The sequence below is a fragment of the Undibacterium pigrum genome, assembly GCF_003201815.1.
Lineage (GTDB): Bacteria > Pseudomonadota > Gammaproteobacteria > Burkholderiales > Burkholderiaceae_D > Undibacterium > Undibacterium pigrum.
On the sequence record NZ_QJKB01000005.1, the window covers coordinates 356164 to 382140 of the forward strand.

Annotated in this window: 26 protein-coding genes; 17 read left to right on the forward strand and 9 right to left on the reverse strand. The window is 51.7% G+C overall.

From position 1 onward, the window contains the following. Nucleotides 1–57 precede the first annotated feature (57 nt). The gene (locus DFR42_RS17130) at nucleotides 58–1275 is read left to right on the forward strand and encodes a DUF1444 domain-containing protein (protein WP_110256213.1); all 1218 of its coding nucleotides are present in this window, start codon (nucleotides 58–60) and stop codon (nucleotides 1273–1275) included. Between the two features lie 55 nt (nucleotides 1276–1330). Beyond that, nucleotides 1331–1663 (forward strand): aminoacyl-tRNA hydrolase, encoded by a 333-nt coding sequence (locus DFR42_RS17135; protein WP_110256214.1) that lies wholly within the window; start codon nucleotides 1331–1333, stop codon nucleotides 1661–1663. 24 nt (nucleotides 1664–1687) lie between these two features. Here DFR42_RS17135 and DFR42_RS17140 read toward each other — a convergent pair whose 3' ends face one another. After that, entirely contained in the window at nucleotides 1688–2593 is a 906-nt protein-coding gene (locus DFR42_RS17140; RefSeq protein WP_110256215.1) for a substrate-binding periplasmic protein, read from the reverse strand. Nucleotides 2594–3198: 605 nt separating this feature from the next. Here DFR42_RS17140 and DFR42_RS17145 point away from each other — a divergent pair. Then, the gene (locus DFR42_RS17145; protein ID WP_146218877.1) at nucleotides 3199–4092 is read left to right on the forward strand and encodes a CPBP family intramembrane glutamic endopeptidase; all 894 of its coding nucleotides are present in this window, start codon (nucleotides 3199–3201) and stop codon (nucleotides 4090–4092) included. Nucleotides 4093–4100: 8 nt separating this feature from the next. On the opposite strand, the gene DFR42_RS17150 is transcribed toward DFR42_RS17145, so the two are convergent. After that, complete coding sequence (locus DFR42_RS17150) at nucleotides 4101–5033, reverse strand: LysR substrate-binding domain-containing protein (protein ID WP_110256217.1); 933 nt, start codon at nucleotides 5031–5033, stop codon at nucleotides 4101–4103. A gap of 97 nt (nucleotides 5034–5130) precedes the next feature. On the opposite strand from DFR42_RS17150, the gene DFR42_RS17155 reads away from it, so the two are divergent. The 6 genes from DFR42_RS17155 (at nucleotide 5131) to DFR42_RS17180 (ending at nucleotide 11341) form a co-directional block, all read left to right on the forward strand. After that, nucleotides 5131–6078: an NAD-dependent epimerase/dehydratase family protein gene (locus DFR42_RS17155; protein WP_110256218.1), complete on the forward strand. Its 948-nt coding sequence runs from the start codon at nucleotides 5131–5133 to the stop codon at nucleotides 6076–6078. Then, nucleotides 6071–6697 (forward strand): LysE family transporter, encoded by a 627-nt coding sequence (locus tag DFR42_RS17160; protein ID WP_170133560.1) that lies wholly within the window; start codon nucleotides 6071–6073, stop codon nucleotides 6695–6697. The genes DFR42_RS17155 and DFR42_RS17160 overlap by 8 nt, the downstream gene beginning before the upstream one ends. Before the next feature lie 78 nt (nucleotides 6698–6775). Beyond that, a complete protein-coding gene (locus DFR42_RS17165; RefSeq protein ID WP_110256220.1) occupies nucleotides 6776–7954 on the forward strand; it encodes a basic secretory protein-like protein in 1179 nt (392 codons plus the stop codon). A 24-nt stretch (nucleotides 7955–7978) separates the two neighbouring features. Next, on the forward strand, nucleotides 7979–8548 hold the full coding sequence (locus tag DFR42_RS17170; RefSeq protein ID WP_110256221.1) for a DUF922 domain-containing protein: 570 nt from the start codon (nucleotides 7979–7981) through the stop codon (nucleotides 8546–8548). A gap of 319 nt (nucleotides 8549–8867) precedes the next feature. After that, nucleotides 8868–10418, forward strand: coding sequence for a DUF4214 domain-containing protein (locus tag DFR42_RS17175; protein ID WP_110256222.1), 1551 nt, complete (start codon nucleotides 8868–8870; stop codon nucleotides 10416–10418). Nucleotides 10419–10534: 116 nt separating this feature from the next. Then, nucleotides 10535–11341: a hypothetical protein gene (locus tag DFR42_RS17180; protein ID WP_170133561.1), complete on the forward strand. Its 807-nt coding sequence runs from the start codon at nucleotides 10535–10537 to the stop codon at nucleotides 11339–11341. 50 nt (nucleotides 11342–11391) lie between these two features. On the opposite strand, the gene DFR42_RS17185 is transcribed toward DFR42_RS17180, so the two are convergent. Then, nucleotides 11392–12129 (reverse strand): LOG family protein, encoded by a 738-nt coding sequence (locus tag DFR42_RS17185; protein ID WP_110256224.1) that lies wholly within the window; start codon nucleotides 12127–12129, stop codon nucleotides 11392–11394. Between DFR42_RS17185 and polA the strand changes: the two genes are divergently transcribed. The 5 genes from polA (at nucleotide 12130) to DFR42_RS17210 (ending at nucleotide 17239) form a co-directional block, all read left to right on the forward strand. Next, entirely contained in the window at nucleotides 12130–14928 is a 2799-nt protein-coding gene (gene polA / locus DFR42_RS17190; RefSeq protein ID WP_110256225.1) for a DNA polymerase I, read from the forward strand. It begins immediately after the preceding gene. A 191-nt stretch (nucleotides 14929–15119) separates the two neighbouring features. Then, a complete protein-coding gene (locus DFR42_RS17195; protein ID WP_110256226.1) occupies nucleotides 15120–15398 on the forward strand; it encodes a hypothetical protein in 279 nt (92 codons plus the stop codon). Nucleotides 15399–15445: 47 nt separating this feature from the next. Further along, a complete protein-coding gene (locus DFR42_RS17200; protein ID WP_146218879.1) occupies nucleotides 15446–15952 on the forward strand; it encodes a hypothetical protein in 507 nt (168 codons plus the stop codon). Nucleotides 15953–16266: 314 nt separating this feature from the next. Continuing rightward, a complete protein-coding gene (locus DFR42_RS17205; RefSeq protein ID WP_110256228.1) occupies nucleotides 16267–16794 on the forward strand; it encodes an REP-associated tyrosine transposase in 528 nt (175 codons plus the stop codon). A 37-nt stretch (nucleotides 16795–16831) separates the two neighbouring features. After that, complete coding sequence (locus tag DFR42_RS17210) at nucleotides 16832–17239, forward strand: hypothetical protein (RefSeq protein WP_110256229.1); 408 nt, start codon at nucleotides 16832–16834, stop codon at nucleotides 17237–17239. A 75-nt stretch (nucleotides 17240–17314) separates the two neighbouring features. Here DFR42_RS17210 and DFR42_RS17215 read toward each other — a convergent pair whose 3' ends face one another. Next, entirely contained in the window at nucleotides 17315–18388 is a 1074-nt protein-coding gene (locus DFR42_RS17215) for an ADP-ribosylglycohydrolase family protein (RefSeq protein WP_110256230.1), read from the reverse strand. A gap of 131 nt (nucleotides 18389–18519) precedes the next feature. Here DFR42_RS17215 and DFR42_RS17220 point away from each other — a divergent pair, with 131 nt between their 5' ends. Continuing rightward, nucleotides 18520–19140, forward strand: a complete 621-nt coding sequence (locus DFR42_RS17220; protein WP_110256231.1) for a hypothetical protein — start codon at nucleotides 18520–18522, stop codon at nucleotides 19138–19140. An 11-nt stretch (nucleotides 19141–19151) separates the two neighbouring features. Here the strand turns inward: DFR42_RS17220 and DFR42_RS17225 are convergent, their stop codons facing one another. The 4 genes from DFR42_RS17225 to DFR42_RS17240 all read right to left on the reverse strand — a co-directional run bounded on the left by DFR42_RS17225 (nucleotide 19152) and on the right by DFR42_RS17240 (nucleotide 23175). Next, nucleotides 19152–21107 carry an ATP-dependent Clp protease proteolytic subunit gene (locus DFR42_RS17225; protein WP_170133562.1) on the reverse strand — a complete coding sequence of 652 codons (1956 nt, stop codon included), beginning with the start codon at nucleotides 21105–21107 and terminating at the stop codon, nucleotides 19152–19154. Nucleotides 21108–21240: 133 nt separating this feature from the next. After that, nucleotides 21241–22335 carry a serine hydrolase domain-containing protein gene (locus DFR42_RS17230; protein WP_110256233.1) on the reverse strand — a complete coding sequence of 365 codons (1095 nt, stop codon included), beginning with the start codon at nucleotides 22333–22335 and terminating at the stop codon, nucleotides 21241–21243. Between the two features lie 73 nt (nucleotides 22336–22408). Next, entirely contained in the window at nucleotides 22409–22588 is a 180-nt protein-coding gene (locus DFR42_RS17235) for a hypothetical protein (protein WP_110256234.1), read from the reverse strand. Next, nucleotides 22585–23175, reverse strand: coding sequence for a protein tyrosine phosphatase family protein (locus tag DFR42_RS17240; RefSeq protein ID WP_170133563.1), 591 nt, complete (start codon nucleotides 23173–23175; stop codon nucleotides 22585–22587). Before DFR42_RS17240 ends, DFR42_RS17235 begins: the two co-directional genes overlap by 4 nt. 101 nt (nucleotides 23176–23276) lie before the next feature. Between DFR42_RS17240 and DFR42_RS17245 the strand changes: the two genes are divergently transcribed. After that, nucleotides 23277–23819: a histidine phosphatase family protein gene (locus tag DFR42_RS17245; RefSeq protein ID WP_170133564.1), complete on the forward strand. Its 543-nt coding sequence runs from the start codon at nucleotides 23277–23279 to the stop codon at nucleotides 23817–23819. Between the two features lie 42 nt (nucleotides 23820–23861). Beyond that, nucleotides 23862–24944 (forward strand): calcium:cation antiporter, encoded by a 1083-nt coding sequence (locus DFR42_RS17250; RefSeq protein ID WP_110256237.1) that lies wholly within the window; start codon nucleotides 23862–23864, stop codon nucleotides 24942–24944. Between the two features lie 181 nt (nucleotides 24945–25125). Here the strand turns inward: DFR42_RS17250 and DFR42_RS17255 are convergent, their stop codons facing one another. Further along, complete coding sequence (locus DFR42_RS17255; RefSeq protein WP_110256238.1) at nucleotides 25126–25656, reverse strand: REP-associated tyrosine transposase; 531 nt, start codon at nucleotides 25654–25656, stop codon at nucleotides 25126–25128. Nucleotides 25657–25977 lie beyond the last annotated feature (321 nt).

Below are 25977 nucleotides of genomic sequence, written 5' to 3' on the forward strand. Positions count from 1 at the left end.
TGTACTATTACTGTAGGGCAGTTTTGACCGTACGACAGTTTGCAGCCAGGGAGAAACATGGGATTTTTTGATTTATTCAAGTCCAGGCCATCGACGCAAAAATTTGCCCAGATTGTCATCAAATATGCGCGTAATCAGGGGCTGGCCCAGACCATGCATTTTGATGAGGCCGAATTTCGTCTGGTGGTGGGTGAAAATGGCTCGCACGTCCTGAACCTGCACAATGCCTACCGCGATTATTGCGCCGCCGCCAAAAGCCAGCGCGACAATGTGCTGTTGAAATATACCGCGGGTTTGCAAATCAGTGGCATACCTGAGGATTTTGCCAGCGCCAAAGAACATCTCATGCCCAGCCTCAAACCCCGTGGCCAGGGTGAATATCTGCGTTTGAATGCCATGCTGCAAGACCAGACCGCGTCTTATGAAGAGGCCGCACTCCCCTTTGGTGAAGATGCCCTGCTGATGCTGGCTTACGATACTGAACATTCCATGGCCCTGGTCAACCGGAGCAATTACGATACCTGGAACATCAGCCTGGAAGAAGCACTCAAGGTCGCGCTGGATAATTTGCGTGACCGTACCACCGATCAGTTCACTGATCTGGGTGACGGCGTCATCGCCGGTGTATGGGAAGATGCCTACGATTCTTCACGCATCCTGCTGTCTGATCTGCTCTATCGCGCCGGTTGCGGCAGTGCCCCGGTGATGATGGTGCCTACCCGTGGCCGTCTCTTGTTGTGTCCGGCCAATAGCAGCACAGCACAGTTGAACATGCTGAACCATGCAAAAAACTGCATGGAACAAGAGGGCCGGGTGGTATCGGCAGGCATGTATATGATCAGGGATGGCAAGCCTGTTAGCTACACCCCAGACAATGCCGACGTGCTTGACCGTCTGCATAACCTGCAAACCACGCAAAGGGCAGAAGACTACAGCACGCAAAAAGAATTGCTGGATGCCCTGCACGACAAAACCGGCAAAGACATTTTCGTCGCCAGTTATACCGTGCTCAAGAATAATGATACCGACAAGCTGACCTCACTCTCCACCTGGACCCAGGACGTGGTGTCGCTACTACCCAAAACTGATCTGGTCGCCATGGTCATACCCGGCATACAGGAAGGTGACTACAATAACAAAATCCTGAGCTGGGAAGACTTGCACAGCATTGCAGGCGAACTCATGCAAAGGGTGCATGGTTATCCTGAACGTTATCTGGTCACAGATTTCCCGGCGCAAGATAAGCTCGATGGGGTGGCGGAATCGACTTTGTGATCAGCTACTTAGGCAGTACGCATGGTATTTCCTGCTTTTTAGAAAAGATATCTGCGTGAAAATGTATATCCTCGTCAGAGATGACCTTCCCCTGGGGTTTGCCATGGTGGCTGTGGCACATGCCTCACTGGCAGGTTATTTGCGTTTCCAGGATACGCCCGAAGTCAAGGCCTGGCTGGCCGGACCCTTTTTCAAGACAGTCTGCCGTGTCAATGCCAAAGAATTCGAGAATGCCAAACTGGTCGAAGACCATGTGGTGCTGACCGAATCGGCGCTGGATAATTGCGAGGTTGCCATTGTCTTCAAGCCCAGGGAAGAATGGCCGAAGATGTTCAGGTTCCTGAAGCTGTATAAGGAAATGAAGGAAGTGCCTGCGGCAGCGGTGTAAGTAATTGAGTGGCGTTGACCTGCATCAAGGCTTGAACCATAGTTCCGGTCGGTTCAATGGCATCTTGTCCTGGCTCAGAGTGGGATTGCGCAGGGGGATGATGGTGCGGTTTTTGAGATTCGCGCCTTTGATGGTGGCCTGCTGATAACGCTGGAAGGTTTTTTCAAAGCTGCCATTCCTGATCATTTCTTCCAGGCCCTTGCGTATGTCTTCAGCCATTTTCGGCTCCCGCGGGCTGACAAAAAAATACAGGGCCGAAGGGTAATACAGGATGATATACGGGTCTATCGCCAGGTTTTTCCCCAGCGGACCCTCAAATTCAATTTGCGCTTCAAACAATGAACGCGGGAAGTAATCAAAGCGGCCAGCCCTCAGCATGGTGAACAGGGTTTCATAGGTGGCCGAGGTTCTTACCGGCAAGCCATTGCTTTGCAGGATGGTCACATCAGGCCAGTCAAGTTCCTGTCCCGCAGTAAATGCTGCCAGGTCTTTGGCGGTTTTCACCTGTTTCAAGAGCTTGATATTTGCCGGTGTCAGCAGGGCTACGCGCCAGCCTATCAAACCCTTGTCGATGGGGATGCGGATGGGGATCAACTGGGCTTCCCTTTCATCCGTGCTCATGGTCCAGAGTACATCGACGCTGCCATGGCTGGAAGTCAGCTCATAGATGCTGCGTGCCTGTTGCATGGTCGACTGGCTGCCTTGTAACTGATAGGGCTGGCCGCTGTAGCTGATGGCTTGCCTGAGCAGGTCGAGTACATATTCACTATGCGGGTCGGTGGTCATGGACAGACGCGGATAACGTATCACCTTCGTTACCCTGGCACTGGCCATCGCGTTGGTATTGCTGGTATTGCCGGTATCAGTCGCATGGGCGTTCAGGCACAGGCCAGCCAGAATTATCCCCAAGAGTGTCAGCAATCCCGGCACTGTTTTTCCTTCATCGTTGGCACTTCATTTGTCTGCTGGTTTGTTCGCTAATTTGTCTATTCTTATATTGACAGGATACCATCAGCGTCAGTGTAAACCGGGCCGGGCTGCTTGTGTAAACGGTATGACAACTAGAACTCATTTCATAAATAGGGGTGAGTGCGAACAAGGCGATTTGGGATGCAGTGCAAGGCGCGGCACGCTGCTAAGGCTCCTGCCTTAGCGAGGGGCGCAACACAGCAATGCGCCCAAATCGTCAGTTCCCGAAGGGTTTGTCTCATAACGTGTAATAGACTGGGTGAAGTTGTTCTCAACAACACCGCTATTGACTGCCATGTCCACATTAGCAGCCCCCGTTATGAGACAAACGCATCTCATCCATATTTATGAAATGAGTTCTAATGTGTACGCTTTTCTCCAATTGCTCCTCTTTCAAACCCCCATCTATTTATCCGCGTATTTTCCCTTTCAATCCCCAAATCCGACGCTTTGTCATATCGTTGATGCAATGAAAACAGCGGTTATTTATAGTGTTGACAAGTCAGCTGCGGCAAGATTTCAGGCTGGCTGATCAATTCATACTCAAAAAAATACGAAGGGGATATATGACAAGTGCAGAATTCGAGCTCAGTGCTTACAAGCCTGTCTGGCATCAAAAGCTATTGCAGTACACCATCATCAGGTTCTTGCTGGCCGTCGTTATTGTGGGGGCCGTGCAGTTTGTTTCGCGCAAGCTGATGTCGCAGTTTTTGCCAGGGTCAGACTGGATGGTGTTTCGCAACATGGCAGCCATGACACTGGGTTTGCTGAGCTATGCCTTTTATGTGCGCCTCATAGAAAAACGCAGGGTTACAGAACTGGCCGTTTTCTCTGCCTGGAAAGAATGGCTGATAGGCCTGGTGCTGGGTGCCATGCTGTTTGTGCTGGTGCTGGGCAGTTTGTCCTTGCTGGGCGTGTTCCATATTGATGGCTACAATGATCCCCGCGTCATGCTCAAGTATCTGCCCGTCTTCATCGTCGTGGCCGTCATGGAAGAATTATTTTTCCGCGCCATGATCTTTCGCATGATGGAAGAATCCCTGGGCAGCGTGGTCGCCCTGGCGATATCGGCACTGGCCTTTGGCTTTGCCCATGCATCCAATCCTGGTGCGACCTGGTTCAGTTCGGTGGCCATTGCGCTGGAAGCAGGCATTGCCTTTGGTGCTGCCTATATGCTGACACGCCGCCTGGCGCTGTGCATTGCCATGCATTTTTCCTGGAACTTTACCCAGGGCGCAGTGTTTTCCGTTGCCGTGTCTGGCCAGGAGAGCAAGGGCTGGCTGCAAACCCATATGACAGGTTCTGAATGGCTCAGTGGCGGTGCCTTTGGCGCAGAAGCATCCGTGCTGGCCTTGTTGCTGGCAACCCTGATGGGCATCGTGTTCTTGCACCTGGCCTGGAAGCGTGGCCAGTTCAAGCCAGGTTTCTGGAAAAAATCACCTCCATCAGCTCAGGCATAAATGCTGCGCTAAGGAACGACAGGCATGCCCTCAGTCTGTAGGTACGCCTGCATGTCTGCGATCTCGGCATGCAGCCAGTTGATGAAGTCATCCAGCTTGCCTGAGCGGGTAGCCGCCGTCACCAGACGATAGCAATAGCGTGAACTGAGTTGCGCACCAGAGAGGCTTAGCAGGCGGCCTTGCTGCAAATCCTCACAGGCGATGGCAGCGGGCAGCAGTGCCACACCCTGGGCAGCAACGGCAGCCTGTACCAGCAAACCGGCATGGCTGTAGTTTTGTGCAAAGTCATGTGGCTGGCCCAGCAGCCCATGCTCTTGCAGCAGGCGTATCCAGTGTTCTGGCGTACCTTCATACAGTAGCGGGTAGCGTAGCAGTCGTTTCAGGCCTGGTGCCTGGCGGCTGCGTCTGTCTTTTTCGTGCAGCAGGGCCGGGCTATAGGCCAGCAGCAATTGCTCACGCCAGAGCAGGCTGCTGGCATCTCCTTCTGCATATTGTTGATGGCGGATGGCGATATCACACTGGCCCAGAGCGGGATTGACCACAGCATCATTGGAGTCTATGCGGATATCAATATCCGGGTGTAATTGCGTATAGCGATGCAGGCGCGGCACCAGCCATTTCATCGCGAAGGAGTGGGTGCAGGAAATACGCAGGCTGTCATTGCTACTATCCTCACGCAGGGCGGCCACCTTGATATGCAAATCGCCCAGTAACTGGCTGACGGTTGTCGCCAACTCGCTGCCTTTTTCCGTGATACTCAAATGCCGCGCATGACGCTCGAACAGGGCAAAACCCAGTTGCTGTTCCAGTTGCCTGATATTCTGGCTGACAGCCGCTGGCGTCTTGTGTAACTCATGCGCCGCCAGCTTGAAGCTGCACCAGCGCGCCGCACATTCAAAGTCCACCAGTAGCGATAGATTACGTAAAGGCTGTTTTTGCATTGAGATAGTTTTACTTGTTCATGACTATGGTATTAGTCGTTTGTCCTGGCAATTCACATGCTTCATGATTGCCTCATGATGAAAACGAGGTGTCACCATGCATAAGAATATCTTGATTATAGGCGGTACGCGCTTTTTTGGAAAACAGCTGGTCAGGCGCGTGCTGGCACAAGGCCATCGAGTCACCATCGCCACCCGTGGCCAGACACCGGACGACTTTGGCAATGCCGTGCAACGCCTGCGCGTGGACAGGCGTGACGAAGCCGCCATGCATGCCAGCTTTGCCCATGCACGCTATGACCTCATCTATGACCAGATGTGCTATAGCCCGATCGACGCTGCCATCGCGCTGGATGTATTTGCTGGCAAGACAGCGCGCTACGTCATGTCTTCAACCATAGAAACCTACCGCCATTTGATACACAACATCGCACGGCCATTGCTTGAAGATGATCTAGATCTGGGCCAGGTCTGCATAGACTGGAATTATCACTGGCGCGATCCCGCCCTGGCTGAAGCCAGTTATGCCGCTGGCAAGTTACAGGCAGAAGCCGTGCTGCTGCAGGATGGCCGCCTGCCTGTCGTTACCCTGCGTATTGCCCATGTACTGGCTGCGCAGGATGATTTCACAGGCAGGCTGGCCAGCTATGTCAGCCGGGTGCAGCAAGGTCAGGTGTTGATGCATGCACCCGCGGCTGGCCGGTCCTCCTTCCTGAGTGTCGATGCGATCGTCGAGGCCATGCTATGGGCCGGAGAGGCAGATTTTCTGGGGCCAGTAAATCTCGCCTGCCAGGGCGACATGTCTGCCCCGCAACTGCATCAGCGCATCGCCCACTTGCTGGGAAAACCTGGTCTGTTGCAAGTCGCCAGTGATGAGATGCAAGAACACAGCCCCTTTGACTATGCCCATGATTACCGCATGGACACCGCCCGCGCACGCAGCCTGGGCCATGAATTTCCTGCGCTCGATGTCAGCCTGGATCAACTGATCCTGGATTTGCATGCTCATCTGCAAGCGACTCATCCAGAGGTGCAAAATGCCTGAGCTGGCCAATCTCTTGAGCTTTATCCTGGCGGCCTGCTTCGTCATCATCGTGCCCGGTCCTGCTACCTTGCTGGTGGCAGAACTGGCCAGCTTGTCCGTGCAAGGTGCTGCCATTGCAGTGGCAGGCATCGTCATGGGCGACATCGTGCTGATTGCCTTGTCGGCGGCAGGGTTTGCCGTGCTCATGCAAAGTCTGCCCTGGTTGTTGCCAGGCTTGCGCATGCTGGGGGCGGCTTACTTGCTGTATCTGGGCATCAATTTGCTGCGCAGCGCTGGCACAATGACGCAATTGCAGCCCAGACCAGCCAGCGTCAGCTTTGCGCGTGGATTGCTGATCACGATCAGTAATCCCAAGCCCATCCTGTTTTTCTCCACCTTTTTTCCCTTGTATCTGTCACCTGCACATGACGCTGCTGTGCAGGGTTTTGTCACGCTGGGTGCCATGTTTGAAGTGATCAATGTGCTGTACTTCATTCTCTTGTGCAGCATCCTCAGGTGGACGGCAAAACGACTGGCTCACAGCAAAGGCCGCCAGGGCTGGTTACAGAAAGCTGGCGTGCACAAAATTTGTTGTGTGGGCCTGATCTTGTGCAGCCTGGCTATGGCATGGAATTTTTGAGCAGCTTGTTGCATATGCATCAGCAGGCTGGCATTTGGTCGTAGAATAGGGCCTTGTCAACATCAGGCCCACATCGTCATGATCAAGAATTTTTGTTTCATTCTTCTCAGCGCGTGTATCCTGCTTGCAGGGGCTGCCCGTGCTGAAGAAGCAAAAAAACTGGTAGCCAGCATGCAACTGACACGCATCGCCGCTGACAAATGGCGTGCCGACTACAGGTTTTCTGAACCGGTAACAGCCCTGAAGTTTGAAAAGACCAGTGACTATCGCGCCACAGCCTGGAAGGCATTGACTGCCGGTGTGCTTCTGGAAGACGGCGAGCAGACAGAACGCTATGTCAGTGAGATAGGCATCAAAGAGTTCAGTGTTGAAATTGCCGCCTACGACAAGTTTGCACCCAAACAGTATGCACCCAATAATCGCTTCAGCGATGGTGGTGCCGCCCTGTACATGGGTTTCTTCAATGGCGAAGTGGAGCAGGGCGGCAAGACCCGGGAGCTGGCACTTAAGGTCAGGTATGCTGGCAGACCTGGCGAAACCGTCGTTCCTGGCCCCGTCTTTGCCGACCCTCAGTTAAGCCTGGAGTCGTATACTTATTTCGGGCCGCAAAAGCCAGTGACTGCCGGGGAAGCCAAACTCATCATGGATCCGGCAACGCCAGCCTGGATGGCAGAAGTCTTGCTGGCTACTACCAGTGAGGCAACGGCCTATTTTGCCAAAACGTATCAACGCCCCTTGTTGCGTGAGCTGGTGCTGATGGTGTCAGTATCAGAATTTGACAGCCCCGGCTTTTCCATGAAGGGCGGTGCCACCAACGGGCAAATTACTTACCGTCTGAGTGGCCAGGGCGTGCTCAAGGATAGTCCAAAGGCACGCCTCATCGTCAAACGTCTGGTTACCCATGAAATCGCGCATATCTGGCAAAACAATGTCAGCCGTGGCGGTATAGGTGAAGACGCGCCATGGATACACGAAGGCGGAGCCGAGGCCATGGCGCTGGACGCCCTGCAAAATACCGGCATGTGGACAATAGCAGAGGTAGAGGCTTATCAGAGTGCTGCAATTGCCAGCTGTGAAAAAGTCAAAGATCAGCCAACGGCCTATGATTATTTCTATGCCTGCGGCCTGCAAAAATTCATGCAGCTCAAACTGGCTGCACCTGTTATCTGGCGTGGCCTGATCGCCGAAACGGAAAAAACCGGGCAAACTTATTCCGAAGCGATGGTAGACCGTGTCAGCCAGCGCTTGCGTCAATGAGATTTCATACCTGCGGGGTAGACCATGAAGATCAACAAGCTGATATTGCTGAGTCTTTTGGCCGGCACTGCGCTGGCAAGAGCAGAAGTGACAGAGACAGTGAACTACGTCAAGTATCCTGTCAGGCACGAAGCCGGTACTTCCCTGCTAAAGGCACTCGATGCAGCTTCCATTCATCCTGAAGGTGACAAGAAGCATCATGGCCATACCAGCTGGGACATACAGTGGCGATACACCTATGATAAAACCAGTGACCTAAGGACCTGCAAAGTCAAATCCATCATCGTCACGCTGAAAGCGACCATCACCCTGCCAGAACTCAGCAGCAAGGACGACAAGGTGATTGCGCAGTTCAATAATTATTTGCCAGCACTGAAAAAACATGAGCTGGGTCATTTACAGATTGCGCAGGAAGCCGCAAAAAAAATAGACCAGGGCCTGCTGGCGCAAGCCGCATTGCCCAGCTGCGACATACTCAAAACCGTACTCAATGCCCAGGGCATGGCACTGACAGAAGAGGCAAAAACGCAAAGCGTGCAATACGATGCCCAGACCCGCTACGGCAAAACCCAGGGTGCATATTTGTCCGATTAAGTTGTTTTGCCTGGATCTCGAAGTGACTAGCAAATGCAAGCCTGATTTGCCGCTCGCCTGGGCTGCCACGAAACTTTTCCAGTAATAGCAAACAAAGCTGCTTGCAGTCAGGCGGAATGCCTGGAATCTGCGACGGCGGTTTTTGTGATGAACAGCACTCATCAAGCGGTTTTTTTAAATAAAGTGTTTTTCTGATATTTCGCAAGATGATAAAATGCCATTGATTTTACAATAAGATTTTAATGGCATATCAATTGAGCTGAGCAATTGAGCTGATCAGTTGATCGCCATTACAACACAAATAAATGAAGGAACAGGCATGGCAATAGTAACAATCTGGCAGGGAATTGAAGCTGGCAAGTTTGTGATTAAATTGTATTCAGACGGTTTGTCATCATCCAATTCTGTCAATTTAAAATTCTCTTATACCGCTTCGCAACTCATTTTAAAAGATATCCAGTTCAGTGGTTCTTCCAGTACCTCCTTGTCTGGTACTGTTGTTGGTAGCATGGGTAATGCCGAGGTCAGCGGACAATTTACTGGTGGCGGCAACGGGCAGCCATTTGCCACCCTGGTGTTTTCAGGTTCGGGTAGTGGCACGTTCAATCTGGACTTCTCCAGCCTGAGGCTTAATGGTGTTGCCTCTACCTTTGTTGATCCTCCTGCTTTTGCATTTGCGATCACAAGTACGCCGGACGCATCAAGTATTGTCCTCAATGAAGACAGTACTTTCAACAGCGGCTACAATCCATTTCCCAGCATGTTCGCCAGCAAGCTGGAGCTTGTTACGCAACCCAAGCACGGGACTGTCAGTTTCAATGCTAATGGACTCATACAGAGTTACAGCTATAAGCCTGACGCAAACTACAATGGTCAGGACAGTTTTAGCATCAAGGCCAAAGACGGGTTTGATGAAAAAACTTTCCTGGTGTCGGCAACAATCAACCCGGTGAATGATGAACCAGTTGGTTCTGTCACTATAACTGGCGAAAAGACGGTTGGCTATAAAATCACTGCTTCCAATAATCTGAGTGATGCAGATGGAATGGGCGTGGTTCAATACACCTGGCAAAAAAGCAGCAATAGCGTGAGCTGGAGCGATATCGCTGGCGCCAACTCCAGCAATCTTGATCTGGTGAGTGACCTGGCAGGGCAAAATGTACGCGTAGTTGCCAGCTACAAAGACCTTGCAGGAACGTCTGAGCGCGTGGAAAGTAGTTCCTTCCTGATTGCTGCTGGTGCGCCAGCCAAAGTAGTCAATGGCACTGCAGCAGCAGACCGTATTGTCAATACCCGCGACGCAGAGCTCGTCGATGGCGGTAACGGCATGGACACGTTTGTGAATGCCGGTTCTCGCTATAACTATACGATTGCCAACACTTCCAGCGGCTTCAAGGTAACGGACAAGTATGCACTGGAAGGCGTTGATACTCTGGTCAATGTAGAGCGCATCCAGTTTGTTGATATTAATGTCGCCCTTGATATCAACGGTACGGCTGGCCAGGCATACCGCCTTTATCAAGCGGCATTTGGTCGCAAGCCTGATCTGGAAGGCCTGGGTTACTGGATCAAGGACATGGATAAAGGATCCAGCCTGACGACAGTAGCGGCGGGATTTTTTCAGTCTCCAGAATTTCAAAAACTGTATGGCGCCAACCCCTCCGTCAACACCCTGATCACTAATTTTTATCAGAACGTTTTGCACCGTGCCCCTGATCAGGCAGGTTTTGATTACTGGAATGAGCAACTGAGCAAAGGCCAGATCACCGCTGCCGGTGCTTTGGCCAGTTTTTGTGAAAGCACAGAAAATCAGGCACAGATCATAGGTTCAATACAAAATGGGATAGATTACAAGGTCTGGAATGGATAACAATAGCGTATAGCATGCTGGGGGCCATTGCCAAATATTGTGAGCAAATGCAAGTCTGGTTTGCTGCCCCCTGACATGCTGCTATGGTGATGGTCATCTCAAAATCAACCATCATCATGCCCACTATCAGCCATCAGCAAGCCCTGGATAAACTGGCCGCCCGCCAATTGGTGCAAGTCATCGAAGATGATGTCGCCAATCTGGTTTCAGAAGCCATGAGTTATGCCAAGCACGACAAAAAATTGACGGTAGAAGGGTATGTGCTACCTCAATTGCTGGCGCGCTGGAATTGTGTCTTGCAAGGGTCTGCTGATGTAGTCAGCCCTGGCTATCAGGATAAAACCGCACTGGCACTGGCGCTGTTATTGCACAAGCACGGCATTGCTGAATCTGCGCTGACAGCGCGTGCCGTGCAGGCCATCGACAACTTGAATGCCGCTGTCGCTCTCAGCGATGCTTTTTTCAGGAATACTGATGCCATCAAAGACTTGCTGGCCAGCCCGCCAGCGGCCTTGAAGAAACGCCCGTCTACCCGTGACAACCTGACTTTCCTGCGGGCGCAAGATGTCTTTGCCATACAGTTGGAACAATATTTCTATGCCGCCTATGTACATGAAATCAGCGGCTTTAACGAATATCCCATCATAGAATTATATGATGCCCGCTTTGACAGCAGGCCAGCAATGGCGGATGTACAGGCTTGTACAGCCTGGGGCGAAACCTATAACGATGGGCAGGCCCGTGTTTCTCTACAAGCCATATGTGGCATGCGTCACTTGCCTGATCCTGCCAACCAGTTTCACCTGATCGCCAGTGGCGTATCAGAGAAACCCGGGCGCAGCCATTTGCAGGATGCGCGATCTTTATATGCGCTCAGTGATTTGTTCAGTTTGCAGAAAATTTTGCGCAAGATAGGGGCCTAGTACACCTTGCTAAAGCGGGCAGGGGGCGGCGCGCGCACCCTGCTGTTCTCCTACAAATACAACATCTTTTGCCGCTCATCTTCTGACAAATTAATATCCCTGGCTTCATAAAACGCAAAAATGGCATCGACGATATTGGCTGGTTCATCGATGAGTTGTACCAGGTTGAGGTCGTCATGGTTAATCATGCCATTGCCAGCCATTTGCACCCTGATCCAGTCCAGCAAACCCTGCCAGAAACTGTTGCCCACCAAAATCACCGGGATATTGCGGGTCTTGCCGGTTTGTATCAGCGTCAGTACCTCGCTGACTTCATCCAGAGTACCAAAGCCGCCAGGGAAAACCACATAGGCATCGGCATATTTGACAAAAGCCACCTTGCGCGCAAAAAAGTGGCGGAAGGAAAGACTGATGTTTTGCCATGGGTTACTACGTTGCTCGTGTGGCAATTCTATATTCAAGCCAACTGAAGGCGATGCTCCCTCGAAAGCCCCCTTGTTGGCGGCTTCCATGATGCCGGGGCCACCGCCAGAGATAACGGCAAAACCCTCGTCCGACAGGCGGCGCGACAAATCCACGCATTTGGCATAGTCAGGGTGGTCATCCCTGGTGCGGGCCGACCCAAAAATCGTCACTGCGGGGCGGATTGATGAAAGCCTCTCGGTGGACTCGATAAATTCTGCCATAATCGTGAACATATGCCATGATTCACGCGCTTTCAGCGAAGTTGCTTTTTCCTGATCGATAATCTGGCGCAACCTCGTTACTTCTTTTCTGTTTCCGTTCATATGCAAAATACCCTCTTGTTAGTCGATGGCTCCAGCTATCTGTACCGCGCCTTCCATGCCATGCCTGATCTGCGTAATCCGCAAGGTGAGCCTACGGGGGCCATCTACGGCATGATCAATATGTTACGCCGTTTGCGCGCTGATTACCCGGCAGCATACATGGCCTGCGTTTTTGATGCAAAAGGCAAGACCTTCCGCGATGACCTGTATGCCGAGTACAAGGCCCAGCGCGCCCCCATGCCCGACGACTTGCGCCTGCAGATAGAACCCATCCATGCCGCCGTAAAGGCCATGGGCTGGCCCATCCTCATGGTAGAGGGGGTAGAGGCCGATGACGTCATAGGCACGCTGGCAGTAGAAGCCACCAAGCTGGGTTTCAACACCATTGTCTCTACCGGTGACAAGGACCTGGCGCAACTCGTCAACGCCAATGTCACCCTGATCAATACCATGAGCAATGAAAAGCTCGATGAACCAGGCGTGCTGGCCAAGTTTGGCGTGCCACCCAACCGCATCATCGATTACCTGACCCTGATAGGCGACACCGTCGATAACGTGCCCGGCGTTGCCAAATGCGGCCCCAAGACTGCCGTCAAATGGCTGACAGAATACGACAGCCTTGATGGCGTCATCGCCAACGCCGACAAGATCAAGGGCGTGGTGGGTGATAACCTGCGCAGCGCGCTGGAATGGCTGCCACAAGGCCGCGTACTCATCACCGTCAAGACCGATTGCGACCTGGCAGGGCATTACGATTCCATACAAGACAGCCTGGTCGCCAAGGAAGAAAGCCGCGAAGACATGCTGGCCTTCTTCACCCGCTATGGCTTCAAGACCTGGCTGCGTGAAATCACTGGTGACGCCACCGCCGGCGCGACACCACTGCCAGCCGCCAAGGCTGCCACCAGTGGTGGTAACCCGGCACAGGCAGGTTTGTTCAATGACGATGCGAATGCTGATACGAATGTTGGCGACAGCCCGGCTGCACCAGTCCAGCACAATTATGAAACGGTATTGAGCGAAGCCGCACTCGACGAGTGGTTGGCCCGCATCAATGCCGCCAAACTGACATCGGTAGATACAGAAACCACTTCGCTGGAACCCATGACGGCGCAACTGGTGGGCATCTCACTGTGCTGCGAAGTCGGCCATGCGGCTTACATCCCCGTTGCCCATAACTACCCCGGTGCGCCTGAGCAATTATCGCTGGCTGTGGTGCTGGGCAAGATGAAGGCCTGGCTGGAAGATGACAGCAAGCCCAAGGTCGGCCAAAACCTCAAATACGACAGCCATATCTTCGCCAACCAGGGTGTGAGCCTGCGTGGTATCGCACATGACACCCTGCTCGAATCCTATGTCTTTGAATCGCATAAATCGCATGACATGGACAGCCTTGCCATGCGCCACCTCGGCAAGAAAACTATCAGCTTTGAAGAAGTCTGTGGCAAAGGTGCCAGCCAGATAGGCTTTAACCAGGTCGATCTGGAACGCGCCACTGCCTACGCCGCAGAAGACGCCGACATCACCCTGCAACTGCATCTGGCCATGTGGCCAGAGATACAACCTGATGCCAATTTGTTGCGCGTGTATCACGACATAGAGCTGCCCACTTCTGTCGTCCTGCAAAAGATAGAACGCAATGGCGTACACATCAATAAAGACTTGCTCGAAGCGCAATCGCATGAAATCGGCATACGCCTGCTGGAGCTGGAACAAAAGGCCTATGAACTGGCAGAGCAGCCTTTCAATTTGAATTCACCCAAACAACTGGGCGAGATTTTCTTTGGCAAGCTGGGCCTGCCCGTCGTCAAGAAAACCCCTTCCGGCGCACCATCGACGGATGAAGAAGTCTTGCAAAAACTGGCTGAGGATTACCCCCTGCCCAAGGTCTTGCTTGAATACCGCGGCCTGGCCAAACTCAAATCGACTTACACCGACAAACTGCCCAAGATGGTCAACGCCAGCACAGGCCGCGTCCACACCAATTATGCGCAGGCAGTGGCTGTCACTGGCCGCCTGGCATCGAATGACCCCAACCTGCAAAACATCCCCGTGCGCACTGCAGAAGGCCGCCGCATACGCGAAGCCTTTGTCGCCGGACCAGGCAATGTCATTATCTCTGCCGACTATTCGCAAATTGAATTGCGCATCATGGCCCACATCTCAGGTGACGCCAGCCTGCTGGCCGCCTTTGCCAATGGCGAAGACATCCACCGCGCCACTGCCTCCGAGATTTTTGCCGTAGCCCTTGATGAGGTGAGCAGCGAACAACGCCGCTATGCCAAGGTCATCAACTTTGGCCTCATCTATGGCATGAGCGCCTTTGGCCTCGCTGGCAACCTCGGCATAGAACGCAGCGCCGCACAAAGCTATATCGACAAATACTTCCAGCGTTATCCTGGCGTTGCCCAGTACATGGCCGACACCCGCACCAAGGCCAAGGCCCACGGCTATGTAGAAACCGTCTTCGGTCGCCGCCTGTGGCTGGCAGAAATCAATTCCCCCAACGGCCCCCGCCGGGCAGGCGCCGAACGTGCAGCGATCAACGCCCCCATGCAAGGCACAGCAGCCGACCTCATCAAACTTGCCATGATCGCCGTACAAGGCTGGCTGGAAACAGACCAACTGCAATCCAGAATGATCATGCAGGTCCACGATGAACTGGTACTCGAAGTACCGCAAGCTGAACTGGAACTGGTCAAACAGAAGTTGCCTGAGTTGATGGCGAATGTGGCCAAGCTGGATGTGCCTTTATTGGCTGAAGTGGGTGTGGGCGGGAATTGGGAGGAGGCGCATTGAAAAGCTAATTTCGTCTCTATAGCCTGGGCCGGGCCGTTCCAGGCTACTTTTTACCAACCCAACACTAGGCCCTGGATTACGTATGTATTCTGAATATGAATTGAATAAATCAGTGCTTCACATGTGTATATACCTTGACTTGCCCTGGCATCCAATGGATGCAATCATGCATGTAATTTCAAATGAGTACTATGGACGAAGCCCCAGATAAAAAACTTGATGAAGATATCGAGGCGGAAAAGGCGGTAGGTTCTATCGTAAAATTGATACTTATTTGTTTGGCTTATGGTTTACTCGTGTATGGAGCGTGGAACTACGATGGTCCAAGTGGGCAAACCACGAGTCTTGGTTCTTTTCTGATGTTCTTGTTTCCTGAAATTCTTATCTTTGTCTTTTTAGGATTAGTGATTATCGTTGGAGCAGTTGCCTTGCTAATACGCTTCATCCGAAATTTATTTTCTAGCCCTTAGCCTGGGCTGGGCCTCGCCAGGCTAAGCGTCATGAGTAAAACAAAAGCATGAATATTGAATTAATCGAGCAAACCATTATTCAGGCAAAATGGTTTTCAAAAATAGGAAAGTATTGTCCGGATGACGGCATGCTGGCAATCCCGAACTTGCGAGCGTGGGATACACAAATTTTCAATGCCGACATCGGCGAACGTGAAGCAGACATCGCAGCCAATATGGATTGGCTGCCAGGTTGCATCGCTGATAGCGATCCCATACACGGCAGTGCCTTACGCAATTTTCTCGAAGAAAGTCAAATTGATTATCGTCCCGTACTCAAAGAAATCAGTCAACTATGCATGAGATCCTTGCGTATTGTTGCCGATGATGCCATCACCAGTGGGCCTCACAATTTCACAAAACCTGCCAAGGATGCAGCTTTGTATTGCACACGTATCGCTGCAATGGAAAGCATGGCAAAAAAACCTGGCCGCTGGTGTCAATTGCTTGCTCTGTACGGGAGCGGGTACTGGCCTTGCGGCATGATGCCCGATGGAACACTAGTAGTGCTGTGACCTTATTATTATCATTATTATTCAGTGACGTAGGGCGGATTGTAATCCGCCGCATGAGATCGTCATCCTCCTCAGAAGGCCTGATTTAAAATGACCAGTGTTGTAGGTTGGGCTACGATTTATCAGCCCAACACTGGGCCTTGGATTACGTACGTGACAGAAAGTGAAGTTGAATAAATCTTTACTTCGTCTAGATGAAAATGTACGTTATTTATATGCCGAGTGTTGGGCTGATACCCCGTAGCCCAACCTACGATATACTGCCAGCTTGGATATTATGATGTACCCTTTACATCAACCACTAATTTAAAATCATGCGTTACCGCCGCGCTAATGTCCCCGGTGCCACTTACTTTTTTACGGTCAATCTGCAAAATCGGAAAAGTCAATTACTTACCGAGCATATAGACATTTTACGAACAGCGTTCCGCACGGTACAGCAAAGATATCCCTTTAAAATCATCGCCATGGTTGTTATGCCTGAACACTTGCATGCAATCTGGGAATTGCCACAAGGTGATTTGGACTTTTCCTTGCGTTGGTCACTTATTAAGGCTGCATTCTCCAAAGCTTTGCCCAAACAGGAAAACATCAGCATCAGCCGCCAGCAAAAGCGCGAGCGTGGAATCTGGCAGCGTCGTTTTTGGGAGCATTTGATACGAGACGATGATGACCTGGAAATGCATATCTCTTATCTGCACTACAATCCCGTCAAGCACGGCTATGTAGATCAAGCCAGCGCATGGCCCCATTCTTCATTGCATAAATTCATCGCGCAAGGCATTCTTGATATCAATTGGGGAGAAACTGCACGTACGATAGAATTACAAAAAGTTGAATGAATCATTTGTACTATTGCAGCACTGAAAAAGGAAGCTTATGGGAGTTGATCTCTGCCTAGTCCCGGTAGATTTTGAGCATGACAATGGTGAGCTGATCTGCACTAAGGGATTTGAGCTTGACTTGAACGAAGTCATTGCCCCTTTTTTAGAAATGGAGTGGCATCGCTATCCCGGTGCCAAGGTGTATTGGCCCTTTGTTCCTGTTCCGGAGAACATTCTTGAGCAGTTACCATTTGATCTGCCGCATATTGGCGGACCCTACAGTCATGTCATGTTTGGCAAGGCGCTTGAAGCAGAGCTTCATTACATCTATGCCAAAGATGTCAAGAGAGCCTATCCACCAGAAAAGCTACATTCGGTGGACATGAACGATGTTGAACGGGCAGGGATTTCCTACATCAACTGCCTTCATGATGATGTTAAGGTTTTTATTTTTACTTGGTAGTTTTAGTTGGAAACATTTTTAGGAATTGCTAAAATTTTGTTGAGACATAGCCGGAGCATGAGGTTAAGAAGCCAGCTAATACGGCGGCAATAAACGCCTGAACCCATGCAATAAGACGATCACCAAAAAAATAATATTGCGTGGAAATAGCCAAAAAGAGAAATGCAGCCCGGCTTTTACTTCTGGATCATGCGCCTTGCATGCCAATGCCTGCAAGTACTTGCGACTGTGTGGCCAGTCCATCAAGCCATCTTGCCACTCTTGTGGGATACCAGATAGTCCTGTACTGGCACCTGCCAGCGCACCCGCAATCGCGGCTACGCTATCAACGTCGCCACCAGCATTCACCACGGCGTCTATCGTATCGTGATAGCTGCCAAAATGCTGGTACCAGGCAATGATGGTGAACGGCACTGTGTGCATGGTGTAGCCCGACACACCATTCTTGCCACCAAAATATTTTTGCGCAATCAATGCAGGCTCAGGGGCAAGACAGGATTTTTGTATGCCTTTGACTGCAGCTTGCCATTCTGTGTCGCTCGACAAACTGTTGAGCATAGCAGTCAACTCATCAATGGGCGGCCTGGTCTGCCATTTTTGGTTGACTAATCGTGCAGCAATTTCAGCAATTGCCAGCGCTCCAGTGAAGGCCTTGGGGTCAGTATGCGTGAGCAGTGTCGATACTTGAACATGAGCACGCCGCGCTGATGCATCGTCAGAGAGAATTGCACCTGTCATGGCACTGCGCATGCAAGGGCCGTTGCCAGCAGAATAAATACCGCTGTTGGTAAATCCCAGCCATAGCTTGATAATGCTGCGCAGAGTTGCAAAGCCCACGCCCGCAGGCAGGCATATCAGCCAGAAGCGCAAACGCCATGCCAGGCTCTTTTTGAATTTTCCGATGTCTCCTTTGCTCTTCATCAGCGCCTGCGTGACAAAAATCGCGTGATCTGTATCATCACTGACCATGCCATGGCCAAAGAAGAAACGGTATTGCAGAGGCCCCTTACGCAAACGCGCTATCCTGCCTGGTGACAAGCCTTCAAACGGCAAGCCCACGGCATCGCCAACTGCGGCACCCAGCAGGCAGCCTGCGATTGCATCAGATGTTGAAGCGGGCACAATTTCTTTTTGCGTAGTTGTTGTCATGGTTTCTGTTCTAATTGCATGGTCATCTTTATCGTGTGACCTGTCTTTTTTTTAAATGATAGAAAGGGGGCTGATGGTACACGGAGTATTATCCTGATATTGTGGCATTTTTAAAAAAATAAACTGGCTACATGTATTATTTCATCCTCGCACTGACCCTTCTCATCCCGCTGCTCATCATCGCCGGTATTATCTATCTCTACAAAAAACTCTCGCGCCGTACATTTATATTATTGGCGTTGACGGTGACGGCTGGTCCCTACTTGGCTTACAAACTGCTTGAGCGACAATTCATGCTGGAGGCTGTGCCGGATGCTTTGGAGGTCACTTCAATTGCTTACCAAAAGGAAGAGTCCTGGGGATTTGGGCCGGGTGGAAATGAGGCCGGGGTACGCTTGTATCCATTGCCAGACAATATCGTGCAGACGATCCAGCAGCGTGGCATGGACTTTTTCAGCAAGATGCCCGCCAACCAGAACCAGCAAAGTCGCGACTGGCGGGGCAGTTATGACAACTGGAAGGCAACGCCCATACAAGCAAATGAATCCTGGCAGGTAAATCAAGAGTCAGGGCGCATGGATGTAAAAGATTATATTTGCGCTTATGGTTTTTGCCCCGGTATCAAACCTTCAGTCGCGCTGGAGATGAATGCCATCATCAACAGCCCTGGCAGTTACTATGCCTATGGACGGATAGGGATGATCATCGTCAGCCCTGAAAAAAAACTGGTGCTGTATTTTTACAATGGCTAAATTCATTCATACTATTTAGCCTGCACCAGCCCGCTCAATACCACATGCCTGTCTTTCTCGTTCAGGCGCTGGATGTTTTGATACAGGGCAGTGACGGCTTCGCATTGCAGCGCGGGTTGCTTGTCATAGGCGGACAAGTCTTCGGTGATTTTCTTGTGCAAAGGCGTCATGTAGTTCATCAGCCTGGTGGCGGCACTGGCAAATTCTGGTGTTCGCATGCTGTAACTCTTGCCGTGCTCTTTGGTGCTGATGACTTTTTCCATCAGTTCGCGATCGCGCGTGATGAGGTCTGGGGGCAAAGTGCGGTGTATGTCGAGCTGGCCTTTGACGAGTTTGGCGCAGGCTTCCGGACTGATATCGCTGGCGGCTTTCAATCCATCAACGAGCAAGATGCCATATTCAGCCAGCAGTGCATCTGGTGCGGTTTTCAGCGCGCCTGTGTATTCTTGTTTGATCAGTGATTGCACTGCATTTTGCAGCTCTTGTTGCTTTGCCCCTTGTTGTTTCATTTTCCAGATCAGGTCGGCCACTTCATCCAGTTTGCCTGGCTGGCGTTGTTCATACAGACGCCATATCCTGGCCTTGCGCAGCGTTGCTATGACTTCTTCGCGTGTGGTCATGCCTGAATAGGCGGTGACACTGGCTTCGCCGCCCAAAGACGTGCGGGTGATGACACCGGCTTCCAGCAATTCTTCACGGCTGGGGTACCACATGTCGTCGGAACTGGTGCGGCCAATTTTCTCGATAAACTGCTCAGGCAGGCGTGCCTGTCGATAATTGTTCAGCATGGCCTGGGTGGCCTGCTCTTTCTCGCGTCCATGCACACCCGGGAAATTGGGTTGATGAAAACCTATCTTGGCATTGGGGGTAGCTGCACGGTCTTTGCCCGCCAAAAAAATATAGGTGCAGGCACTGGCGCATTGTTCTTCGACATAGGTATCAAGCCCTTTGGTTTTCAGCAGATCAGCAATTTTCTGCGCTTCCAGAAGGCGGCCACCGGGTGAGTTCAATATGAGTGTTTTGACTTGCGGGCTGCTCTTGATGAACTCAGCAAAGCTGTCACTGCTGCCTTCGCCCAGGGTGCCACGCAGGGCCAGCATGTCCCCTTTTACGGAGCGTGTGATGCTCACTTTCGCCATGCTGTCATTGCCGCTGGCTATCAGGAAAAATTCCTGCAATTGTGGAATCTGTGAATTGAATAGCCTGACTACAATGATAAGGATGCTGAATCCCACTGACAGTTGCGCCAGCACGGCAACCAGGGCAGAACCGCCTCTGGATTGATGCCTGGCGGCAGAACGTGCCAGGCCAACCATGGCCCACAGCCAGATCAGGTAGACAATGCAGTAACTGAGGATGACGCTGCCCGCAATCACGCGCAAGGAGGCGCCGGATTTTTCCAGTATGCCGCCCAGAAAGGCACCTGTCATGCCCACAAATATATGGCCAATGAAGAGTCCATTGATCCAGTAAGACCTGGCCAGCGACATATCGCCACGCCAGTGCGCCAGTAGGTAGTTGGCCTTGTTGCGTATATCTTCTGTGATGCTGCTGACTTCGACTTTTGATGTATTGGCGGCTTGCTCGGCCCTGGTTCTGATTTCCCGGATTTTTTTGTCAAAGGCAAAGAAGTTCAACATCCAGGGCAGGCCATAGACGATGGCCAGTGCCAGCAGGATGGGCATGTCGAATTGCTCACCTGATGCCGATGCGATAATCATGATGGCCAGCGCCAGCAGTAAACTGACAAATGCATAACGTTTGGCAAAACGCAGGCGGCGCAAAGTGCTGTCGCTGGACAGTGCATACAAGGGCACAAGATTAAACGACAGTATCAGGAGAATGCCAAACACCGCGCCACCCGCCTGTGCACCATTACTGTATTTCATACTGGCAAAGCTGAAGAGTGTTGCGAAACCCACAAAGACCAGGAGTATCAGATTGGTATAGCGCATTAGCTTGATCATGGAACTTGCGGGCCTGGCAGTAGCGTTGATATGAATGCCTGCTAGCATGGCATAGCTGGATCAGGTGTACAAGTTTTTCAGGGCAAGAGTAGCAAACTCCTGACTTGGTCGCATGCCATATCTGTATCAAGCTTCATTTGCTGCCGGATACTGGCTGGTGATGCGGGCCTTGCAAATCTGGCAGATAGCTGGCTGCGACAATGTCGACAACGCGCCCCAGCAATGCGTCAGAGCGATTGCTCAGTATGATGATGCTCAAACCTGGTTCGATAAAGCGGCTGAACTGGGTCGTGAAACCCTGCCACGCACCATCATGTTCCACCACCGCATAGTGCTTCATGGTGGACATGGCCCAGCCATAGCCATAGGGGTAGCTGCCACCCTTGTTGAGTTTGACCGGCGTCCAGCTGGCCTGCTTCATGGCCGTGCTGAGTATTTGTTCGCCTCGCAAAGCCATATCCCACAAGGCCAGGTCATGCGCAGTCAGGTACAGGCTGCCATCGGCTGTAGTATTGAGGCTGGGCGATACCCATTCCTGATTTTTGTACTGGCCATCCACCACATCATAACCAGCGGCCCTGTGCATGATGATGTCGCGTTCATTGATGATGCGTGTCTGCATGCCCAGGGGCTGGAAAATTCTTTCGCGTAACTGCTCGCCATAAAACTTGCCACCCACCTGGTTGCAAATAAAACCCAGCAAATGGTAGCCAGTATTACTGTAAGACCATTTCTCACCAGGCTGGAACAATAGCGGCACCGAGGCGGCTATCCTGATCAGATCCTGGTCACGGTAATCGTGGCGCAAATTGACTTTTTCTTCGGCATCGCGCAGGCCTGATGTATGGCTCAGCAAATGATGGATGCGGATATTTTTCCAGATGGCTGGGGTATTCTTGAGGTACTTCGATATAGGGTCATTCAGCTTGAGCTTGCCATCTTTTTCCAGCAACAGTACCAGCGCCGCAGTAAATTGCTTGCCCACCGAACCTGACTGGAAAATGGTTTTTTCACTGACAGCAACCTGATGTTCCAGATTGGCCCAGCCATAGCCTTGCTCACGCACGATCTTGCCATCTTTGACCACTGCCAGACCCAGGCCAGGTATTTGCTGGCGCTGCATCTCCGCCTGTATCGCATCATCCAGCGCATCGGCATGGGCAGGGCTGACGAGGAAGAGCAGGATGGATATCGCCAGCAACGTGATATGACGCAGGGTAGTTAGCATGAGGGATTAGTGTAGAGCTGGAGAGAGGAATCTGCACTGCATCCAGTGTGAATGTAAGCGTGTGTCAGAAAATTCAACAAAGGTCCATCAAGCCCGCAGACAGGCAAATGAAAATACCAAGCACAGCACCCAGTGCCAGGCCCGAAATGACTAGCAAGGCTTTACCCAGGATTTGCCATGAGCTGAGGGCAGTCTTGGGTGTAGCTTGCTGTTCAGTATTCAATCCCGAGTTCAATTCAGTACCATCGCTCATGACTTACTACCCTCACCCCGGGCAGCAATACGCTTCTGTATCAAGGCTTCCAGATCATCTGCCTTTAAGCCGGCAGATTTGACGGTAGACAATATCGTGGCGGCATCCATGCCACCAGCGCGCGATGCTTCAACCAGGCTCCAGGTGCGGGCAGCGCGGCTGCCGCTGCGGCAATACAGCAATACCGGGCCCTCATTTTTATCGAGGGCTTGCTGCAGAGCGCTTATGCTGGCATCTGGTATATCACCGTGCGGTATGGGTATATAAGTAAACTTCAACCCGGCAGCCACTGCATTTCTTTCTATGGTTGCGGCGCTTGCCTGATTGGGAGCCTCACCGTCCGGACGCATGGCGATGATGTTTTGTATGCCCTGCTGTTTGAGTGCAGCAATATTTTCCGGCGTGATTTGCTCGCTCACATGGATTTGCCCATAAAGATGATGGGTGGCAGGCACCACTATTTTTTCATCGGCCTGTGTAGCAGGTTTTGCCGTTTCCAGGCGTGAGTAGGCTGCCATACCTACAATGGCCAGCGTGCCAGCCAGTATGGAAATCGCAAATAGAGCCTTATTACCAGGTAATTTCATGAAAATAATCCTGCCTGTGACAGATAGCGCAAGCATACCATGCTGACGTAGTAAAATTCATGGGACGGAAACGTCACAATTTATTTTCCTTTAGGGTATCCATGCCAAAATCCATCGCCATATTGCTTGTATTGTGCTGCAGCTTATTGTCCCCTCTCAAGGTACAGGCAGAGCCTGAGTTGATTATCCTGGTCCGTCATGCTGAAAAAGCGGCAGACAATCCGGCTGATCCGGCCTTGTCTGCACTTGGACAGGCGCGGGCGCAGGCTTTGGCAACGGCTTTGCAATATAGCGGTGTGAGCAGTATCTACACTACCCAGTTCAAGCGCACGCGTGAAACAGCGCTGCCACTGGCACAGGCCAGAAATATTACGCCGCAGGTGCTGGGTGCAAAGCGCGGTGCAGAACATATCAATGAAGTGGTGACGGCAGTGCGTGCCAGCAGTGGCGTGGTGCTGGTGGTGGGGCATGGCAATACTGTACCCGCCATTGCCACGGCCCTGGGTGCACCCGCCATGAAAGAATTTTGTGAAAGCAGTTTCAGTCATATGCTGGTGTTACGCCCAACTGCGCAGGGTGTGCACATGGTGCAAAGTCGTTATGGCGTAGTGGAAGCCAGCAGCACCGAGGCCAACTGCCAATGAAGTCATTAAAACTCAATCAGATAGTAACAACAAGGAGCAAGCATGACTAACTCTGCCACACTGCCGCGCTGGTCCATCATCATGCCTTTTGCTGCCTGGTTTATCCTCGGCGGCGGCTTGCTGATTACCGCACCACTCTATGCTATCTTGCTGACCATCGCCTTGTTTGGCGGTGTGCTGACTGCTGTCTATCATGCTGAAGTGGTGGCACACAAAATAGGCGAACCCTTTGGCACACTCTTGCTGGCCCTGGCGGTGACTCTGATTGAAGTCGCCCTGATCGTCTCGCTCATGCTGGCAGGCGGTGAAGCCACCTCTGGCCTGGCGCGTGATACCGTATTTGCCGCCATCATGATTATTCTCAACGGCATCATAGGCCTGTGTTTGCTGGCTGGTGCCAGCCTGCACAAGGAGCAAAGTTTCAGCCTGCAAGGTGCCAGCACTTCTTTGGCAACGCTGGCCGCACTCGCCATCCTGACCCTGGTCTTACCCAACTTTACCTCGACTGCACACGGGCCAGTCTACAGCCCCAGCCAGCTGGCTTTTATCGCTGTCGTGTCACTGGTCTTGTATGGTACTTTTGTACTGGTGCAAACCGTGCGTCACCGCAATTATTTTTTGCCTGCAGAAGCCGCTGCCGATGAAGAAGTGCATGCTGCCCTGCCCAGCAATGGCGTGGCCTGGGCCAGTGCCGGTTTGTTGATGCTGTGCCTGGGCGTAGTCGTATTGCTGGCCAAGTCACTGGCCCCGACGCTGGAGCATGCTGTCGCTGCCGCTGGTGCACCCCAGGCCTTGGTTGGTATCATCATCGCCATCGTGGTGTTGTTGCCGGAAGGTGTCGCGGCTTTTCGTGCTGCCCGCGCCAACCGCCTGCAAACCAGTATCAACCTGGCGCTTGGTTCTGCCCTGGCCAGCATAGGCCTGACGATACCGGTGGTGGCCGTGATCTCACTGACCACAGGCTGGTCACTGACCCTGGGGCTGGACGCCAAGTCGATGATACTGCTGTTATTGTCACTGATGATCACCACCATCTCGCTGGGGACAGGGCGCACCACCATCATGCAGGGAACTATTCATTGCGTAATTTTTGCGGTGTATTTGTTTACGACTATCGTGCCGTAAATTTCTCTCGCGATTTACCGTGATGATAGTAAGTGGATAGTCGTAAGGCGCATAGTAATGCGCCGTATGTGCGCGTGGTGCACGGTGCAGGTATTTCCCTGAGTATTTGATGGTCACATGCGGCGGATTACAATCCGCCCTACGTTACGGTAAATTCATTGGAGATGAGATTGTTGTGATTTCAGTCTTTATATTTTAAAAATACGTCTTCGCCGCCAGCCCAGTTGATTGGATAGACACCTTGTTTTACCAGTTGATGAAAAGTTGAGTACGGCCAGTCTGATACGCTTTTCACGAGGCCATGTTTTTGCGGATTGATGTGTACGTAATCCATATGGGCAGCAAAATCTGCTTCGTCGCGTATCAGGTGTTCCCAATAACGTCTTTGCCAGATACCCCTTTCGTTACGGCTTGCACGGACATTTGTCAGCCATTCGGTTTTGGGCAGGGATTTGGAAAAATAAGTTTTGATCAGACGCCAGCGCAATGCGAAATCACTATCCTCTTCCGGTAATTCAATCACGCAATGTAGATGATCCGGTAACACTACCCAGGCATGAATGTGAAAAGGATATTGCTGACGAACGCTGCGAACAGCTTCACGCAATGCCGAAATGTGGCGAACAAGCAAATCATTGCCGGAGCGTTGCAGTAAATTGACGGTGAAAAAATATGTACCACCCGGATGCCAGGCGCGTCGGTAATTGGGCATAGCAATAATCTGGCGAATTGTAAAACTTCAGCGCGATAGTCGCAAATAGATAGGTGTAAGACGCATTGTAATGCGCCGCATGTGTGCGTGGTTTACGGTGCGGGTATTTTTCTGGGTATTTAATGATCTCATGCGACGGATTACAATCCGCCCTACGTTACGGCTTACGATGATGATCTCGTAAATTTCACTTGTGATTTACCGTGATGATAGTAAGTGGATAGTCGTAGGGCAATGGAATGGACTCCTCCCCTTACGGCATCAAATGTGCCAAACTGAAGAGTGATGAAACGATTCAGTTCACAGAGGAGAAGTCCAAAT